This is a genomic window from Caballeronia sp. GACF4 (genome assembly GCF_023631025.1).
GTDB lineage: Bacteria > Pseudomonadota > Gammaproteobacteria > Burkholderiales > Burkholderiaceae > Caballeronia.
In genome coordinates, this window is sequence record NZ_JALQDW010000002.1 from 316,213 (window position 1) to 333,244 (window position 17,032).

Here is a 17,032-nt window from a genome sequence, read left to right on the forward strand (position 1 = left end):
ATCAGTCTTGGTTCGATTCGCGCATCAGCGCTTCGATTTCGTCGGCATCGACGGGCACTTCGCGGGTGAGTAGCTCGCAGCCATCGGGCGTGACGATGGCGTCGTCCTCGATACGAATGCCGATGTTCCAGTAGCGCTCGGGCACGTCTTCGGCGGCGCGCACGTAAAGGCCTGGCTCGATGGTGAGCGCGTTGCCCGCGGCGAGCGTGCGCCACTCGCGCGCGCCCTGCGCATCGCGCGGGCCGTCGGCGTTGCGATAGTCGCCCGCGTCATGCACGTCCATGCCAAGCCAGTGCCCCGTGCGATGCATGTAGAAGCGCGCGAAGGCGCGTTCGCCGATCACGTCGTCGATAGTCCCGAACTTCGCTTTATCGAGGATGCCGGTATCGAGCAAACCTTGCGACAGCACTTTTACCGCGGCCTGATGCGGCGCGTCGAAACTGACGCCGGCGCGGGTCGCTTCGATGGCGGCGCTTTGCGCGGCCAGCACGATGTCGTAAAGCTCGCGCTGCGGCGGCGTGAACAGACCGCTTGCCGGGAAAGTGCGTGTGATGTCGGAGGCGTAGCCGTCGAGTTCGCAGGCGGCGTCGATGAGGATCAGGTCGCCATCCCGCGCGATGGCATTGCCCGCCGGATAGTGCAGCACGCAGGCATTCGCCCCCGCCGCGACGATGGAACCGTAAGCGGGCGCCTGCGCGCCGCGTCGGCGGAACGTATAGAGCAGTTCGGCTTCGATCTCGTATTCGTGCATGCCGGGACGACACGCACGCATGGCGCGCCGATGCGCTTCGGCTGAAATCGACCCGGCGCGTCGCATGATCGCGATTTCGTGCGCGTCTTTCACGAGCCGCATCTCGTCGAGCAGCGGCAGGAGATTGCGTGCCTCTTCCGGCGCGCGAACACCGCTGCGGCCTTGCGCGCGCACGGCGGCGAGCCAGCCGCGCACTTGCGCGTCCACTTCCGCCGATGCCCCGAGCGCGTAGTACAACGCGGGTCTGTCCGCGATGAGACGCGGCATCTCCTCGTCGAGCGAATCGATGGCGAAGGCGGCATCGAAACCGAAGGCATCGCGCGCGGCTTCGGGGCCAAACCGAAAGCCTTCCCAGGTTTCGCGCTCGGCGTTCTTTTCGCGGCAAAAGAGGATGGATGCAGGCTCGCCGTCTTGCGCGCTCGCGTTCAGCACGAGCGTCGCCTCGGGCTCGGTGAAGCCTGTCAGATAGTAGAAATAGCTGTCGTGGCGAAAGGGGTAGTCGGCGTCGCGATTACGCAAGACTTCCGGCGCGGTAGCCACGACGGCGATGCCCCCGCCTTGGGCGCGCATCGCGGCGAGCACGCGTTCGCGGCGGCCGCGATAGACGTCGACGGCGATGGGGCTGGCGAGTTCGGTGAGTGAGTTCATTCGCCGATTGTAGCGCCGGGTTTCGATGCAGGGGGACTCGGCCATTCGGCCTGTTGGTGAGTGCGGTGAGGGTAGGGCAGAATTTGCGGTCGAGTGGAGCGCGCGGGGCGTATGTGCTTGCATCGCGGACGAATCGGCGCGCGGAATGTCGATTTTCGGCGATGCGCAGGGTCTCAGGCCCGATGGATCTACGCAGCATCACGGATTGATTCGTCGCATGTCTTCGACCTCCGTGGTGCGCACTGTCGGCAGTCGAGTCACCGAAGCGAAGCGGCGAACGCCGCACTGCGACGTGTCGCCTACTCGCAAACCAAGCTGCTTACTCTTCGCTCGCCCGATTCCGCACGCTGCCCGCGATCAGATCGAAGCGGAACAAACGGCATTCGAGCGCGCCATTGAAGAGCGGCGTCTTGGTCGATTCGCGCAACCGCAACATGCCCGGCAGCTTTCGGTCCGAAGTCAGCACGTAAGCGCGCCAGCCCGGGAAGCGTTGCTTGAGCGCGTTGCCGAAGGAGATGAAGAATTCGGTATCGGCGGGATCGGGTTGAGCGCGCGCGAAGGCTTCTTCGTCGTCACGATCGTCGCGACGCGAGCGCGGCGTGTCGCGAATCTCGCCGCGCGGGCCGCGTCCACGCACTTCGATCCGCTCGCCATACGGCGGATTCGCCACGAGAATGCCGGGCGCTTCCGTGGGCGGCATCATGTTGCGGGCATCGACCTGTTTGAGCTGCAGGTTCGATACACCGGCGCGGCTCAGATTGGCACGCGCCTTTTCCAGCATGTCGCCGGAGATGTCGCTGCCGAAGATGTTCAACTCCGAGCGCGCCGAACGCGCGGCGCGCTTCGCTTCGCCAGCGGCCGACTTGAGCTTCTGCCACATGCCCGGATGAAACGGCTTGAGCTTCTCGAAGCCAAAGCGCCGTTCGCTACCCGGCGCGATATCGAGCGCGGTCTGCGCGGCTTCGGCGAGGAAGGTGCCGCTGCCGCACATCGGATCGAAGAGCGGCGTGCCGGGCGTCCATCCCGTGAGACGCAGGATGCCGGCTGCAAGATTTTCGCGCAGGGGCGCCGCGCCCTTGTCCAGACGCCAGCCGCGCTTGAAGAGCGGCTCGCCGGAGGTATCGAGATAGAGCGTGCATTCGTTCACCGTGAGGAACGCGAACACGCGCACGTCCGGCTGCGCGGTGTCGATGCTCGGGCGCGCGCCGGCAACATCGCGCAGGCGGTCGCAGACGGCGTCTTTTACACGCAGCGTCGTGAATTCGAGGCTCTTCACCGGCGACTTGATGGCGGTGAGATCGACGCGCATTGTCTGGCTCGGCGTGAACCATTGCTCCCAGCGCTGCTGGTGCGTGAGTTCGTAGATATCGTGTTCGTTGCGATACGGGCCCTGCGCGATCTTCAAAAGCACGCGGCTCGCAATACGCGAATGCAGATTCGCCGCCATGCCCGCGACCCAGCCGCCCCGGAAGTGCACGCCACCGGGAACCTGTGCGCCGACGGCAAGCGTTCCGCCGCCGGATAACGGCGCGCTTGCGACATGGCGCTCCCCGATCTCGGCGAGCTCGGCGGCAAGCGGCGCTTCGAGACCGCGCGGGCAGGGGACAAACCAGTCGAAGAGGGGGGAGGACATGAGGCGGATTCTGGATGGCGTAAAGGCGGTATTGTACGCGGGGCCATCCGAAGGTCGCGCACCGTTCGTGCGCGTGAACCCGTAAAGCCGGCTGCGCCAGCGTTCTTCGAGCGAAGCTGGCGCGTTTATCGCTGTCGTCGCGGCGGCTTCATGCGATCAATCCACCGCCTTCATCATATCCTCCACCACCTTCTTCGCGTCCCCGAAAACCATCATCGTCTTGTCCATATAAAACAGTTCGTTATCGAGCCCGGCGTAGCCCGCCGCCATCGACCGCTTGTTCACGATGATCGTGCGCGCCTTGTACGCTTCAAGAATCGGCATGCCCGCAATCGCCGATTTCGGGTCGGTCTTCGCCGCGGGATTCACCACGTCGTTGGCGCCGAGCACGAGCACCACATCCACTTGCCCGAACTCGCTGTTGATGTCGTCCATCTCCTGCACCATTTCATAGGGCACTTCCGCTTCGGCGAGCAGTACGTTCATGTGCCCCGGCATGCGCCCCGCGACCGGGTGAATCGCATAGCGCACGTCGATGCCTTTCTCCACGAGCTTGTCCGTCAATTCCTTCAGCGCATGCTGAGCGCGCGCCACCGCAAGCCCGTAACCCGGCACGATCACCACGCTTTCCGCATTGCCGAGCATGAAGGCCGCGTCATCGGCGGAACCGGATTTCACCGGGCGCTGTTCCTGCGCGCCGCCCACCGCCGGGCCGCCCGCTTCGCCGCCGAAGCCGCCGAGAATCACGTTGAAAAAGGAGCGGTTCATCGCCCGGCACATGATGTAGGACAGAATCGCGCCCGACGATCCCACCAGCGAACCCGCGATGATCAGCATCGGATTGTTGAGCGAGAAACCAATGCCCGCCGCCGCCCAGCCCGAGTACGAATTGAGCATGGACACGACCACCGGCATATCCGCGCCGCCAATCGGAATGATGATGAGCACGCCCAGCGCGAACGCGATCAACGTCATCACGATGAACGGCAACCATGATTGCGTCAGCATGAAAATCACGCCGAAGCCGATCATCGCCACGGCAAGCAGCAAGTTGATGAGATGCTGTCCCGAGTACGTGACGGGCGCGCCCTGAAAGAGCCGGAACTTGTACTTGCCCGACAGCTTGCCGAACGCGATCACCGAACCGGAAAACGTGATCGCCCCGACGAACGTGCCGATGAACAACTCGACGCGATTGCCGTACGGCATGTAATAGCCCGGCGGCGCAAGGCCGAACGCCGAAGGTTCCGACACCACGGCATACGCAATGCAGACCGCCGCGAGCCCGATCAGCGAGTGCATCGCGGCGACGAGTTCGGGCATCTTCGTCATCTCGACTTTCGCCGCGATATAGGCGCCCGCCGCGCCTCCGATCAGAAGCGCCGCGAACAAGAGCGTGAGTCCGAGCGAGAGATTGGAACCGAGATAGGAAGCCTGCTTCGCAATGAGCGCGAGCGTGGTGACGATGGCGATCGCCATCCCCGCCATGCCGAACGTATTGCCGATGCGCGCGGTCTTCGGATTGGACAAGCCCTTCAGCGCCTGAATGAAGCATACCGAAGCGACGAGATACAGAAGAGTGACGACGTTCATGCTCATTTACGCGCCCTCCTTCTTGATGAGTTTTCTCGGCTCTTTGCGCTTGAACATTTCAAGCATTCGCCGGGTCACGAGAAAGCCGCCGAACACGTTCACCGCCGCAAGCAGCACCGCGAGCGTGCCGAAGAACTTGCCAGCGCCGCCGATTGTCAGACCGACCGCGAGCATCGCGCCGACGATGACGATTGCCGAGATTGCATTCGTCACCGCCATCAAGGGTGTGTGCAGCGCGGGCGTGACGTTCCAGACCACGTGGTAGCCGACATAAATCGCCAGCACGAAGATGATGAGATTGATCACCGTGTGATTGATGACGTCCATGTTGATCTCCGTGTGCTTTTAAGCCGCCGGGCGCGTGACTTGCCCGTCGCGGCACTGAAGCGTGGCCGCGACGATATCGTCCGCAAGGTCGATGTTGAGCGTGCCTTCCTTCGTGATGATCAGCTTCAGGAAGTCGAGCAGGTTGCGCGCGTAGAGCGCGGAGGCGTCGGTGGCGACCATCGACGCCAGATTCGTGAAGCCTACGATATGCACGTCATGCTTCATCACCACCTGATCGACTTCGGTGAGCGGACAGTTGCCGCCTTTACGGCCGTCAAATTCGGGTCCGCGTCCCGCCGCGAGATCGACGATCACCGAGCCCGGTTTCATATGCTTGACCGTTTCCACGGACAGCAAGGTCGGCGCGGGACGGCCGGGAATCAGCGCGGTCGAGATGACGATATCCGCCGCCTTCGCGCGTTCATGCACCTGCGCCGACTGACGCGCGAGCCAGCTCGGCGGCATGGGCCGCGCGTAGCCGCCCACGCCTTCCGCCGCCGCGCGTTCCTCGTCGGTTTCGAAGGGGACATCGACGAACTTCGCGCCCAGGGATTCGATCTGCTCTTTCACGGCTGGCCGCACATCCGACGCTTCGACCACGGCGCCCAAGCGCTTGGCCGTCGCAATCGCCTGCAGTCCCGCGACGCCCGCGCCCAGCACGAGCACGCGCGCGGCTTTCACGGTGCCGGCGGCGGTCATCAGCATCGGCATGAAGCGCTGGTAATACTGGCAGGCGACGAGTACCGCCTTGTATCCCGCGATGTTCGCCTGCGACGACAGCACGTCGAGACTCTGCGCGCGCGTCGTGCGCGGCGCGGCTTCGAGCGCGAACGCCGTCACGCCGGTGGCGGCGATCCGCGCGGTGTTTTCGGTATTGAAGGGATCGAGCATGCCGATGACCACGGCGCCCGGCGTGAGCCACGCGAGTTCGTCGATGCCCGGAGACTGAACTTTCAGAACGAGTTCGGCGGAAAAAGCGGTGGCGGCATCGACGAGATCGGCGCCCGATTGCGCGAAGGCGTCGTCGACATAACTCGCTCGCAAGCCCGCGCCGCTTTGCACCGAAACACGATGCCCCTGAGTGACGAGTTTCTTGACCGTTTCGGGCGTGGCGGCGACGCGCGCCTCGTTCGCCCCCGTTTCAGCAGGCACTCCGATGTGCATATTCGAATCCTCCTGTCTTCTCGCTTCCGCGCCGGGGCTGGCGTCAGGAAACTCGGGGCTGAGTTTCGTTTCAAATGCTGGAATCAACGGCTGTCTCCACTGTAACCGAAGAATGAGCCGATCCGGCACTCGTTCTTTCCCGCCGAGGGTTGTCACTCGTTTTCACGAGCGAGCTTCGAAGGCGCCGGGCGCGATGAGCGTCGGCACGATAAAATATCGAACATGAAATCAGATACTTGGGTTCCTCACGTCACGGTGGCTTCGGTCATCGAAGCCGATGGACGCTTCCTCGTCGTCGAGGAGCACACATCCGGCGGCCTGAAAATCAACCAGCCTGCCGGTCATCTGGAAGCAGGCGAATCGCTGGTTCAGGCAGCTATCCGCGAGACGCTGGAGGAAACGGCGTATCGCTTCGAACCCGAGGCCCTCGTCGGCGCGTACATGACGCACTTCACGCGGGCGAGCGGCGATGTCACGTATCTGAGCTTTACGTTTTGCGGCAAGTCGCTAGGCGAGATGGCGGGACGGGCGCTGGACGAAGGCATTGTCCGCGCGATGTGGTTGACCGCCGACGAGCTCCGCGCGATCAGCGAGCGGCATCGGACGCCGCTTGTCATGCAGCGGGTCGACGATTATTTATCCGGGCGGCGCGTGCCGCTCGATTTCATTCATACGCATTCGGTCGCGCCGGTCGCGCCTCTTAAGCAGACTTGAGCCGCGGTATTCCTATGAGCAAGCGCAGAGTAGTGGTGGGCATGTCGGGCGGCGTGGATTCGTCGGTCACGGCATGGCTTCTGAAAGAGCAGGGTTACGACGTCGTCGGCCTCTTCATGAAGAACTGGGAAGACGACGACGACGGCGAATATTGCTCGACGCGTCAGGACTGGATCGACGTGGTGTCGGTGGCGGATCTGCTCGGCATCGACGTGGAAGCCGTGAACTTCGCCGCCGAATATAAGGACCGCGTGTTCGCGGAGTTCCTGCGCGAGTACTCGGCCGGCCGCACGCCGAATCCGGACGTGCTGTGCAATGCCGAGATCAAGTTCAAGGCGTTCCTGGATCACGCGATGTCGCTTGGCGCGCAAACCATCGCGACCGGGCATTACGCGCGCGTGCGCGAGCAGGACGGCCTGTTCCAGTTGCTCAAGGCGACCGACTCCACGAAAGATCAGTCGTACTTTCTGCATCGGTTGAATCAGCAGCAGTTATCGAAGACGCTGTTTCCGCTCGGAGAAATTCCGAAGACGCAGGTCCGCGAGATCGCGGCCCGGATCGGTTTGCCGAACGCGAAGAAGAAGGATTCGACCGGTATCTGCTTTATCGGCGAACGGCCGTTTCGCGAATTCCTGAATCGCTATTTGCCGACCAAGCCCGGTCCGATGAAGACGCCGGATGGCAAGGTCGTCGGCGAGCATATCGGACTGGCGTTCTATACCTTTGGGCAGCGAAAGGGCATTGGTATCGGCGGCGCGAAGGACGGCAGCGGCGAGCCGTGGTTCGTCGCGGGCAAGGACATGGCAAGCAACACGCTTTATGTCGTGCAGGGGCATGACCATTCGTGGCTCTTGTCGAACACGCTGGAAGCGGGAAACACGAGTTGGGTCGCCGGGTTTGCGCCGGAAGAAGGCGCGGCTTGCGGCGCGAAGACGCGCTATCGGCAACAGGATGCCGCGTGCCATTTCTCGCGCGCCGACGATGCCCGCTTCGCGCTCCATTTCGACGACGCGCAATGGGCGGTGACGCCGGGGCAATCGGCGGTGCTGTATCAGGGCGATGTGTGTCTTGGTGGCGGCATCATCGAACAGGCGGCTTCGGGGCAGACTTCCGCGATGAGCGCGGAGCAGTTGGCCACGCAGGCGCTTTGACGCTTATCGGCGAGTTTTCCGGATCATCGAGACTCGCCGACTTCCACCGACGCAATAAAGCTTTTTTGATACAAGTGCTTGACTGTCTATCTAGCGATAGATAAATTCTCCGGCGTGGGATGCGATAACTATTATTAGTGTCAGAAAATCCGGAGACTGCGCAATGGACAAGAACACCGTACGCGAAGCACTGCTGGAACATGCACAGACGCTCATCATGACGCGCGGGTACAACGGCTTCAGCTATCGCGACTTGTCCGAGTTGGTCGGCGTGAAGACGTCGAGCATCCATTACTACTTTCCCGCCAAGGAAGACCTGGCGCTGGAAGCCGTGAACGCCTACAGCGCGGATGTCATGTCGTCGGTTTATGCCATCGACAGTTCCGCGGCGGCCGACAAAAAACTCGATCGATACACGAAGCTGTTTGGGCGCATTCTCGGCGACGGGAAGCAAGTGTGCCTGTGCGGCATGCTTTCGGCGGATTTCGATTCGTTACCCGAAAAGGTTCGTCAAGCCGTGCAGGGTTTTTTCAAGGCGAACGAGAATTGGCTGGCGAAAGTGCTCGCGGAAGGTGAAGCGCAAGACACGCTCGATGCGGGTGGCAAGCCGGAAGCGGCGGCGCGCGCCTTATATGCCGCATTTCAAGGCAGTTTGCTTGCTTGCCGGCTTTTTCAAACGCGCGCCAGACTGGACGAAGTTGTCGACGCTGTCAGACGGTAGATAACCCTGTGGATAACTATGTGGATTTCATGGGGTTTCGCGTTGTGTAACCTATCTTTAGGTAGATAGATTTTGACGGGAGGTGTTTTACTTTGCCTTCGAATGGTGTCGGTGCGGCCAATTGAGCGACAGTAGCCGCCGTTTAAAGCTTGCGGCTTGAATTCCGTCACATATTAATTATGTGCAACGGCTTAAACGTTACGAAAATCTATCTAGGAGTAGATTCAATTTGAATTGCGGATTAGTGACGATTTCGTGCAACAGTCGTCGTATGAAGCAAGCCGCAAAACAATCGGAAATTTGCCGCGATTATCGTGACAAGATCGATTTGCGAATGCTGAATGGGCGACGCGCAGCGTTCAATAAAGCAAACGCGGCCGTCGAGGCCGCGTCAATCCGGGAAGCGAAGCGTCCACTCGCGTTCAAGCCGGCGCCGTATCCACGAACGACTGCCGTTGCGCAAGCCGCGCGTAAAACTTATCGAGCGCCGGGTGCGCATCGCGCCAATTCAACTCCGGCAGGCGGAAATCCAGATAACTGAGCGCGCAGCCACAGGCGATATCGGCAAGTGTGAAGCGGTTCGCCGAGCACCATTGCTTCGAGCCAAGACCGCGCGCCATTGCGCGAATGCCGTCGTCGATCTTCAAACGCTGCCGCTTGATCCACGCCTCGCTGCGCTGTCCTTCCTCACGCAGCACGCCTTCCAGGCGAATCAGCACGGCGGCGTCGAGCATGCCGTCGGCGAGCGCTTCCCAGCAGCGCACTTCGGTGCGCTCGCGGCGTTCCTGCGGCAGAAGCTTGCCGACAGGCGTGAGCGTATCCACGAATTCGCAGATCACGCGCGAATCGAACACCGCTTCGCCGTCGTCCAGAATCAGGCAGGGCACCTTGCCGAGCGGGTTGTAGTCGTGGATCTTGGAATCGGATGCCCATACGTCCTCGAGCACCAGTTCGCAATCTATCTTCTTCTCTGCCATGACGATCCGAACCTTGCGGACGTATGGACTTGTGTGCGAACCGATCAGTTTCATTATCTATCTTCGCGATCATTTCTTAATGCAGTCGAGAATGATCTTAACGGACGCACGCAAGCCATCGGCAAATTACAGGGGACGCCGCGCGTGGGTGTCGTCTGGTGACAACGCCGCCAGATTCCCCGCCGGGCACGGCAAGAGCGGCGCACTCGGCGGGCTGGCGGGCGTCTTGCCCTTCGCGGACGACGAGACGGCGGGCGCGGGCGGCAGCGCGGCGACACTTCGCACGCCGCTCGAAATCGCCGATGCAATCTCGCTCACCGCCTGCCGATGCCCGTCGACGAGCGCATCGAAACCATCGCCGACGCGTTCCTGCGCCACGGTCCGGCACGTGAGCGTCGTCTGCGCTCCCGCCGATGTCTGCACGCTCCACACGGCGTCGATCACGGCCCGCGAGCCCGGCCACGATTCGAAGCGCTGCACGTTCACCTTCACGCGATACAGCGGCGTTCCTTCCGGCCGCGCCGTGCCCGAGACATCGATTGCCCTGAGCTGGCGTGTCAGATCCGCGGACAGCGCGCGCCGCATTTCGTCGGACGGCAGCGAGGCCCAGCGTTCCGTTTCGAGCACCTTGACCTGCGCGGGGCTCGTCTGCACGACCAACTGGTTGCGCGTGACCTGCTGCGGCATGTCCACCGGCGCGAGTTCGAAATAGAGCGAGGCCGGCTGCGCGGGCGCCGCGCCCGGCGCGTCCGTTCCGGTGAGCGTGTAGAAGCGGCTCGACGGCGACGAGGCGCAGGCGGCGAGCACGCCTGCCGCGCCCAGAGTCAACAACGACGCGACGAACCTCATGGTTTTTCTCCCGTTTTCCCGCGCAACAGCGATTCCGGATGGCGTTCCAGATAATCGGCGAGCGCATTGAGCGATTGCAGCGTCCGCGTGAGTTCCTGCATGGCCTGACGCACGTCGGACTGGACCGGCGAATCTTGCGAAAGCGTCGACTGCGCCGCGCCGAAGGTTTTCTGCGCCTCGGTCAGCGTGCTGCGCATTTCCGGCACGACTTCCGTATCGAGTTGCTTGAAGAGCGCATTGGCCTGCTTGAGCGAGCCGTTCAGATTCGTGCCGATCTCGTCGAACGGAATCTTGTCGAGCTTGCGGGCGATGTCGGCGATCTGCAATTGCAATTCGTCGAGCGTGTTCGGCACGGTCGGCAACTCGATCGGGTCTGTGTTGGCGAGCACCTTCGCGGCCGGCGCCTTCGGGAAGAAGTCGAGCGCGACGTAAAGCTGGCTCGTCAGCAGATTGCCCGTGCGCAACTGGCCGCGCAGACCGCGCTTGACGAGCAGATTGAGCATGTCCTGGCTCGCCGGCGACCCCTTGTCGGGGAGCGCTTCCTTCGCGCGCCGGCCGAGGCGGTCCGGATAGAGGTCGATCGTCACTGGCATCATGAAGGAATGCGATTCCTGGTCGTAGCGCACGCCGATACCCGTCACCTGACCGAGCACGATGCCGCGGAAATCGACCGGCGCGCCGACCGACAAGCCACGCAGCGATTGATTGAAGTTCATCACCACGTGCACGGGTTCGCCGTCCGGATCGCGCATGGCGTCGGCCTGGTCGGCGGCGAGGCGGAACGTGGAGTTGTCCTTTGCCTGCGCGCCCGACTGCTGGTTCGGCGGCGTCTGGAACGCAATGCCGCCGAGAATTACCGTCGCGAGCGACTGCGTGTTCAGCGTGAAGCCGCTCGAATCCAGGCGCAGATCCACGCCGCTCGCATGCCACCAGCGCGAATTGCCGCCTACGTATTGATCGTAGGGCGAATTGACGAACACTTGCATGGTGACGCCGGTGCCGTCCTTGTCGAGCGAAAACGCCGTCACCTGACCGACCTGCACGCGCCGGTAATAGACCGGCGAGCCGATATCGAGCGAACCGAGAGATTCTCCATGCAGCGTGAAAGTGTGGCCTTTCTGATCCGCCGTGACGGCGGGCGGCGTCTCCAGCCCGACGAAATAGCTCTGATCCTCGGAGGACTTGCCCGCATCGACACCGATATACGCACCCGAGAGCAAGGTGGACAACCCCGTCACCCCGCTTGCCGCCACGCGCGGGCGCACGACCCAGAAGCGCGTGTCCTTCACGGCGAAATCGGTGGCTTCCTTGGTGAGTTGCACATCGACGAGTACGCGTGAATGGTCTTTCGACAACGTGATCGATTTGACCGTGCCGATATCCACGTCCTTGTACTTCACCTTGGTCTTGCCGGTCTCGAGCCCTTCCGCGCTGACGAAGCTGATGGTCACCGTCGGTCCACGGCTCGTCACCGTCTTGACCACCAGAAAGATGCCGATCAACGCCGCCACGAGCGGAATGACCCACACGAGCGAAGGCAGCCAGCGGCTGCGTGGCTCGATCACCGGTTCCGGCAGATTGGGCGGCAGTCCGCCGCCTTGTTTCGACGGCTCGTCACCACGCGTGGATTCGTTCGGCCCGTTCGGCCCCTGGCCACTAGTCATGTTTCTTTCCTGACGGTTCTATGTTGTCCCATATGAGGCGCGGGTCGAATTGCATGGATGCGAGCATGGTGAGCACGACCACCGAAGCGAAGGCGATGGTCCCCGGTCCCGCCGTGATGACCGCGAGCGACTTGAAACGCACCAGCGCGACGGTGAGCGTGACCACGAAGACGTCGAGCATCGACCATCGTCCGATGCCTTCGACGATTCTAAAGAGCGTGGTCCGCTGGCGCGGTCGCCACACCGAGCGTCGCTGTACGCTGATGAGCAGGAAGCCGAGCGTGGCGAGCTTCATCATCGGTACGAGAATGCTGGCGATGAAGATGATTGCCGCGAGCGGATAGTCGCCATCGTTCCAGAAGAGCGCGACGCCCGACATGATGGTGTCGTCCTCGGAGCCGAGAATGGACGACGTGTGCATGACCGGAAACAGGTTCGCCGGAATGTACAAAATCGCCGCGCTGATAAGAAGTGCCCACGTGCGCGCGATGGCATCCGGGTGCCGCCGGTGCACGACCGCGTCGCAGCGCGTGCAGCGCTGTCTTTCGATGGTATGCGCGAGCGGCTGCACCAGACCGCATGCGTGGCACGCCACGACGTTCTGGCGCGATGCCGTGGTGTAGAGCGTAGGCGGAGGCGCTGCGGGTTCATCGACGGCCGCGCTGGTTTGATCCGGATTCATGATTTCTGCCTCACCGTCGGTGCGATGCGTTGTCTGCGTTCCGCGCGCTTGGGCAGCTTTTCGGCGATATCCCACAGCCGCTGCGGATCGAAGCTCACGACCACGGCGACCATCAGCGTCAGCGCGCCGAAAGCGAACAGCGCGGCTTCGGGAATCACGCGCGCGAGACTCACCATCTTCACGAGCGTGACGAGCACGCCGAGCATGAACACCTCGATCATTCCCCACGGACGCACGAACTGAATGGTGCGTAACGTGGCATTGAAGCCCGGCGGCACGTAACCCGCGCGCAGCGGCACGAGCACGTAGAGCAGCGCGAGCAGTTCGGCGAGCGGCGCGAAGATGGTGGCGAAGAACACCAGCACCGCGATGATCTCCATCTGCTCGTTCCACAAGGAAACGATTGCACCGATCAGCGTGGTCTGCGAAGTGATGCCGTTGGCGTCCAGTTCGACGATGGGAAACGCCTGCGCGATCACGAAGGTGATCAGCGCGGCGAGCGTCATGGCGCTGATGCGATCGAGATTGCCCGCGATACTGCGATAGAGCAGCGCACCGCAACGCGGACAGCGCGCCGACGTATGCCGGGGCAACGCGCGCTTCTTGAAAAGCGCGTCACACTCGTGGCACGCAATGAGTTCATCCGGTTCGTTCTCGTTCATGGTCTGAAGCCGAGCCTTCTGATGCGGGTTGATCTGGCGCCGCAAAGATCGGCTCGGAGCGAGCACAGCAAATTACGAGCCAGCGCGATCGGAAGCAGCATGGTAACAAACGTCGCGGGACTGACGCTTATCTGGCGGCGCGGACAGGTGGTGGACGCGGTGAAATGAGCGCGGGAATATTGGCGCATGCTCCATCGTTATCTCTCATTGGGCGTCGGTCGGGCGTCCGTCGGGCGTCCGTCGGGCGTGTGATTGGCGTCTTGCAGGGCGTGCGGGCGACTGAAGCCGAATGAATCAATCGACCGTTGCATGGGCGGAATAGTTCGTTGCAACAGTGCGACGTAGCAGCAAAAGAGCGCGCAGCGTCAATGGCGGCGGGGCTTTGCGGCTATTGGGCAGACACCTCGCACGCGCTGGCAATTCCGTATTGTTGATGTAGGATTGCGGCCTTGAAGACCCGTCGTTCCGGACGGCCAGCCGCATAACGATGAATATCAGGGTGAAGCAATATGGAAAGCAGCGTTCGCATCGCGTCGGCTCAGTCGACCGGACGATACAGCGCCACGGCAATCGGCCTGCACTGGCTGATTGCGTTGCTGATCGTATGCGGCTTTTATCTCGGCTGGATCATGACGGACATCCCGGGTTTCACGCCGACCAAGCTCAAGTATTTTTCGTGGCACAAGTGGATTGGCGTGACCGTGTTCGCGCTTGCCGTTCTGCGGCTCGTGTGGCGCGCCACGCATCGCGCGCCGCCGATGCCCGTAGACATGCCGGGCTGGCAGAAGGGCGCGGCGCATCTCACGCATTTCCTCCTTTACGCACTCATGCTGGTGATTCCCGCATCGGGTTATCTTTATAGTTCCGCGGCCGGCTTGCAGGTGGTTTATCTCGGCGTGTTGCCGTTGCCAACCATCATCGGGCCGGACAAGGCTTTGAAGGCGACGCTGAGAATCGTGCATATTGCGCTGAACTACACGTTGCTCTTCTTCGTCGTGATGCACGTGCTCGCGGCACTCAAGCATCATTTCGTCGATCGCGATGGCTTGCTCGGCCGCATGCTTCCGTTTCTGCGCTAAGCCGCCGATGCGATTGTTTCCTGTGCGTTGGCAAGGCGTTTCCCGCCTGCTGTTTGTTCCAGCATTCTTTTGATTTCCAATACCGGATGTTCGTCGGACCCGATCAGGAAAAGGTACACATGAAAGTGAAACTCAATCGTTGGATACTGGCCGCCGTATCGGCGAGCTCGCTTGCGCTCGCCATCGGCGCACATGCGCAAGTGGACGTAAGCAAGAGCAGCGTGACCGCGACATCGAAGCAGATGAACGTGCCCACGGACGGCAAGTTCAACAAGTTCACGGCGCAGATTTCGTTCGATCCGGCCAAACCCGCCGCCGGCAGCGCGAATATCACGATCGATACCGGCAGCTACGATCTCGGCGACGACGACTACAACAAGCAGGTGCGCGGCAAGGAATGGTTCGATGCCGCGACCTATCCGACCGCCACGTTCGTTTCGAGCGCCATTGCGCCGGCGGGCGGCAATCAATACAAGGTGACGGGCAAAATCACCATCAAGGGCAAGTCGCAGACGGTCACGGTGCCCGTGACCATCACGCAGCAGGGCGCAACGGAAACGTTCGACGGCTCGCTGCCGATCAAGCGCAACCAGTTCGACATTGGAACGGGTGAATGGAAAGACACGTCGGTGGTCGCCGACGATGTCGTCATCAAGTTTCATATCGTCGCCGCGAAGAAGTAAGCGGCCGACTCAAGCAAATCAAAGCCAACTCATTGCATCGCAACGATTCAACCAGGAGAAGCACTTGAACAAACTTTCCGTTTTCGCCGCAGGCGCGCTTGCAGCAAGCCTTTCGTTCAGCGCAATGGCCGCTGACACCTACCAGCTCGATCCGAACCACACGTATCCGAGCTTCGAATCCGATCACTTCGGCGGCGTGTCCACGTGGCGCGGCAAGTTCAACAAGAGCAGCGGCACCGTCGTGCTCGATCGCGCGGCGAAGACCGGCACGGCTGAAGTGACGATCGACATTGCATCGATCAACACCGGCAACGCGAAGCTCGACGAGCATCTGCAAAAAGCCGAATTCTTCGATGTCGCCAAGTACCCGACCGCGGTGTACAAGGGCACGTCGATCCGCTTCAACGGCGACACGCCGGTTGAAGTCATCGGCACGCTGACCATGCACGGCGTGACCAAGCCGCTCAACCTGAAGCTCGACACCTTCAAGTGCTTCGTCAATCCGATGATGAAGAAGGAAGTGTGCGGCACGGAAGCGTCGGCGACGTTCGATCGCGGCGACTTCGGCATGGACTACGGCAAGTCGTACGGCTTCAGCCTGAAGACGACGCTGCATATCCAGGCCGAAGGGGTGAAGCAGTAAGTTTCATCGATTGTGGAATGAAACCGCCTCGCGTGCTGTGCGTGAGGCGGTTTTTTTGCGCCCGTGCCAAATGCAAAGGGCCGGTCTCCTTTCGAAGACCGGCCCTTTGCTTGTCCATCGTTACGACGCGCCTTAAACCTGAGCGCCCGCGTTCGGATCGTTCGGATCGAACCTGTCCTTCTTGTCCTTGACGAGATCTTCACGCTTCACGCCCAGCCACATCGCAAGCGCGGCGGCCACGAACACCGACGAGTAGATACCGAACAGAATACCCACCGTCAGCGCCAGCGCGAAGTAATGCAGCGTCGGACCGCCGAAGAAGAACATCGAGAGCACCATCATTTCCGTACAGCCGTGAGTAATGATGGTTCGCGACATCGTGCTCGTGATCGCGTGGTTGATGACCTCGATCACCGTCATCTTGCGCTGCTTGCGGAAGGTTTCACGAATCCGGTCGAAGATAACCACCGACTCGTTAACCGAATAGCCGAGCACCGCGAGAATCGCCGCCAGCACGGACAGCGAGAACTCCCACTGGAAGTAAGCGAAGAAGCCGAGAATGATCACCACGTCGTGCAAGTTGGCGATAACGCCCGCCACCGCATACTTCCACTCGAAGCGGAACGACAGATAGATCACGATGCCGATCACCACGCAAGCCAGCGCCAACAGCCCGTTGGTCACGAGTTCCTTGCCCACCTGGGGCCCGACGAACTCGACACGTTGCAGTGTGACTTGCGGGTCGTTGACCTTGAGCGCGGTGATCACCTGATCGCTCTGCTGCGCCGACGTGAGGCCTTGCTTGATCGGCAAACGGATGAGCACGTCGCGCGATGTGCCGAAGTTCTGCACTTGCGCATCGGCGTAACCGAGCCTGGCCATGGTGCCGCGCACGGGTTCGAGCGGCACGGCTTGCGGATACTGCACCTCGATGACCGTTCCGCCCGTGAACTCCACCGACAGATGCAGGCCTCGATGCACGAGGAAAAAAACAGCCGCGAGGAACGTGATGAGCGAGATCGCGTTGAAGATCAACGCGCGCTGCATCAACGGCAAGTCGCGGCGAATGCGGAAGAATTCCATGTTTCGTT

General features: G+C 61.7%; 17 protein-coding genes. 6 read left to right on the forward strand and 11 right to left on the reverse strand.

What is annotated here, in order from left to right; all coding sequences use genetic code 11:
* Position 1 precedes the first annotated feature (1 nt).
* The 5 genes from NCR40_RS01570 to NCR40_RS01590 form a co-directional block, all read right to left on the reverse strand.
* On the reverse strand, positions 2-1,444 hold the full coding sequence (locus NCR40_RS01570; protein WP_502800961.1) for an aminopeptidase P N-terminal domain-containing protein: 1,443 nt from the start codon (positions 1,442-1,444) through the stop codon (positions 2-4).
* 274 nt (positions 1,445-1,718) lie between these two features.
* Positions 1,719-3,032: a THUMP domain-containing class I SAM-dependent RNA methyltransferase gene (locus NCR40_RS01575; RefSeq protein ID WP_250463021.1), complete on the reverse strand. Its 1,314-nt coding sequence runs from the start codon at positions 3,030-3,032 to the stop codon at positions 1,719-1,721.
* Between the two features lie 156 nt (positions 3,033-3,188).
* Complete coding sequence (locus NCR40_RS01580; protein ID WP_244827002.1) at positions 3,189-4,631, reverse strand: NAD(P)(+) transhydrogenase (Re/Si-specific) subunit beta; 1,443 nt, start codon at positions 4,629-4,631, stop codon at positions 3,189-3,191.
* Positions 4,632-4,952, reverse strand: coding sequence for an NAD(P) transhydrogenase subunit alpha part 2 (locus tag NCR40_RS01585; protein WP_244827003.1), 321 nt, complete (start codon positions 4,950-4,952; stop codon positions 4,632-4,634).
* An 18-nt stretch (positions 4,953-4,970) separates the two neighbouring features.
* Complete coding sequence (locus tag NCR40_RS01590; RefSeq protein ID WP_250491784.1) at positions 4,971-6,116, reverse strand: Re/Si-specific NAD(P)(+) transhydrogenase subunit alpha; 1,146 nt, start codon at positions 6,114-6,116, stop codon at positions 4,971-4,973.
* A gap of 222 nt (positions 6,117-6,338) precedes the next feature.
* On the opposite strand from NCR40_RS01590, the gene NCR40_RS01595 reads away from it, so the two are divergent.
* The 3 genes from NCR40_RS01595 (at position 6,339) to NCR40_RS01605 (ending at position 8,702) form a co-directional block, all read left to right on the forward strand.
* Positions 6,339-6,830, forward strand: coding sequence for an NUDIX hydrolase (locus tag NCR40_RS01595; protein WP_250508559.1), 492 nt, complete (start codon positions 6,339-6,341; stop codon positions 6,828-6,830).
* A 14-nt stretch (positions 6,831-6,844) separates the two neighbouring features.
* The gene (mnmA, locus tag NCR40_RS01600; protein ID WP_250508560.1) at positions 6,845-7,981 is read left to right on the forward strand and encodes a tRNA 2-thiouridine(34) synthase MnmA; all 1,137 of its coding nucleotides are present in this window, start codon (positions 6,845-6,847) and stop codon (positions 7,979-7,981) included.
* A 163-nt stretch (positions 7,982-8,144) separates the two neighbouring features.
* Positions 8,145-8,702, forward strand: a complete 558-nt coding sequence (locus NCR40_RS01605) for a TetR/AcrR family transcriptional regulator (RefSeq protein ID WP_244827007.1) — start codon at positions 8,145-8,147, stop codon at positions 8,700-8,702.
* Positions 8,703-9,124: 422 nt separating this feature from the next.
* Here the strand turns inward: NCR40_RS01605 and NCR40_RS01610 are convergent, their stop codons facing one another.
* From NCR40_RS01610 to NCR40_RS01630, 5 genes are all read right to left on the reverse strand, one after another.
* Positions 9,125-9,733, reverse strand: a complete 609-nt coding sequence (locus NCR40_RS01610; RefSeq protein WP_244827008.1) for a glutathione S-transferase N-terminal domain-containing protein — start codon at positions 9,731-9,733, stop codon at positions 9,125-9,127.
* Between the two features lie 72 nt (positions 9,734-9,805).
* Positions 9,806-10,528: a PqiC family protein gene (locus NCR40_RS01615; RefSeq protein ID WP_250508561.1), complete on the reverse strand. Its 723-nt coding sequence runs from the start codon at positions 10,526-10,528 to the stop codon at positions 9,806-9,808.
* Entirely contained in the window at positions 10,525-12,192 is a 1,668-nt protein-coding gene (locus NCR40_RS01620; RefSeq protein WP_250463054.1) for a PqiB family protein, read from the reverse strand. Before NCR40_RS01620 ends, NCR40_RS01615 begins: the two co-directional genes overlap by 4 nt.
* Positions 12,185-12,874: a paraquat-inducible protein A gene (locus tag NCR40_RS01625; RefSeq protein ID WP_250508562.1), complete on the reverse strand. Its 690-nt coding sequence runs from the start codon at positions 12,872-12,874 to the stop codon at positions 12,185-12,187. Before NCR40_RS01625 ends, NCR40_RS01620 begins: the two co-directional genes overlap by 8 nt.
* Positions 12,871-13,536 (reverse strand): paraquat-inducible protein A, encoded by a 666-nt coding sequence (locus NCR40_RS01630; RefSeq protein WP_250463059.1) that lies wholly within the window; start codon positions 13,534-13,536, stop codon positions 12,871-12,873. Before NCR40_RS01630 ends, NCR40_RS01625 begins: the two co-directional genes overlap by 4 nt.
* A 509-nt stretch (positions 13,537-14,045) precedes the next feature.
* Here NCR40_RS01630 and NCR40_RS01635 point away from each other — a divergent pair.
* The 3 genes from NCR40_RS01635 to NCR40_RS01645 all read left to right on the forward strand — a co-directional run bounded on the left by NCR40_RS01635 (position 14,046) and on the right by NCR40_RS01645 (position 15,941).
* Positions 14,046-14,615, forward strand: coding sequence for a cytochrome b (locus NCR40_RS01635; protein WP_244827013.1), 570 nt, complete (start codon positions 14,046-14,048; stop codon positions 14,613-14,615).
* Between the two features lie 119 nt (positions 14,616-14,734).
* The gene (locus NCR40_RS01640) at positions 14,735-15,298 is read left to right on the forward strand and encodes a YceI family protein (protein ID WP_250508563.1); all 564 of its coding nucleotides are present in this window, start codon (positions 14,735-14,737) and stop codon (positions 15,296-15,298) included.
* Between the two features lie 124 nt (positions 15,299-15,422).
* The gene (locus NCR40_RS01645) at positions 15,423-15,941 is read left to right on the forward strand and encodes a YceI family protein (RefSeq protein ID WP_244827958.1); all 519 of its coding nucleotides are present in this window, start codon (positions 15,423-15,425) and stop codon (positions 15,939-15,941) included.
* Between the two features lie 132 nt (positions 15,942-16,073).
* Here the strand turns inward: NCR40_RS01645 and secF are convergent, their stop codons facing one another.
* Positions 16,074-17,024 carry a protein translocase subunit SecF gene (secF, locus tag NCR40_RS01650; RefSeq protein WP_250463062.1) on the reverse strand — a complete coding sequence of 317 codons (951 nt, stop codon included), beginning with the start codon at positions 17,022-17,024 and terminating at the stop codon, positions 16,074-16,076.
* Positions 17,025-17,032 lie beyond the last annotated feature (8 nt).

Coding starts and splice junctions, on each gene's coding strand:
- NCR40_RS01570 (WP_502800961.1), bottom strand. CDS start 1,444: ATGGCCGAGTCCCCCTGCATCGAAACCCGGCGCTACAATCGGCGAATG.
- NCR40_RS01575 (WP_250463021.1), bottom strand. CDS start 3,032: ATGTCCTCCCCCCTCTTCGACTGGTTTGTCCCCTGCCCGCGCGGTCTC.
- NCR40_RS01580 (WP_244827002.1), bottom strand. CDS start 4,631: ATGAGCATGAACGTCGTCACTCTTCTGTATCTCGTCGCTTCGGTATGC.
- NCR40_RS01585 (WP_244827003.1), bottom strand. CDS start 4,952: ATGGACGTCATCAATCACACGGTGATCAATCTCATCATCTTCGTGCTG.
- NCR40_RS01590 (WP_250491784.1), bottom strand. CDS start 6,116: ATGCACATCGGAGTGCCTGCTGAAACGGGGGCGAACGAGGCGCGCGTC.
- NCR40_RS01595 (WP_250508559.1), top strand. CDS start 6,339: ATGAAATCAGATACTTGGGTTCCTCACGTCACGGTGGCTTCGGTCATC.
- mnmA (WP_250508560.1), top strand. CDS start 6,845: ATGAGCAAGCGCAGAGTAGTGGTGGGCATGTCGGGCGGCGTGGATTCG.
- NCR40_RS01605 (WP_244827007.1), top strand. CDS start 8,145: ATGGACAAGAACACCGTACGCGAAGCACTGCTGGAACATGCACAGACG.
- NCR40_RS01610 (WP_244827008.1), bottom strand. CDS start 9,733: ATGAAACTGATCGGTTCGCACACAAGTCCATACGTCCGCAAGGTTCGG.
- NCR40_RS01615 (WP_250508561.1), bottom strand. CDS start 10,528: ATGAGGTTCGTCGCGTCGTTGTTGACTCTGGGCGCGGCAGGCGTGCTC.
- NCR40_RS01620 (WP_250463054.1), bottom strand. CDS start 12,192: ATGACTAGTGGCCAGGGGCCGAACGGGCCGAACGAATCCACGCGTGGT.
- NCR40_RS01625 (WP_250508562.1), bottom strand. CDS start 12,874: ATGAATCCGGATCAAACCAGCGCGGCCGTCGATGAACCCGCAGCGCCT.
- NCR40_RS01630 (WP_250463059.1), bottom strand. CDS start 13,536: ATGAACGAGAACGAACCGGATGAACTCATTGCGTGCCACGAGTGTGAC.
- NCR40_RS01635 (WP_244827013.1), top strand. CDS start 14,046: ATGGAAAGCAGCGTTCGCATCGCGTCGGCTCAGTCGACCGGACGATAC.
- NCR40_RS01640 (WP_250508563.1), top strand. CDS start 14,735: ATGAAAGTGAAACTCAATCGTTGGATACTGGCCGCCGTATCGGCGAGC.
- NCR40_RS01645 (WP_244827958.1), top strand. CDS start 15,423: ATGGCCGCTGACACCTACCAGCTCGATCCGAACCACACGTATCCGAGC.
- secF (WP_250463062.1), bottom strand. CDS start 17,024: ATGGAATTCTTCCGCATTCGCCGCGACTTGCCGTTGATGCAGCGCGCG.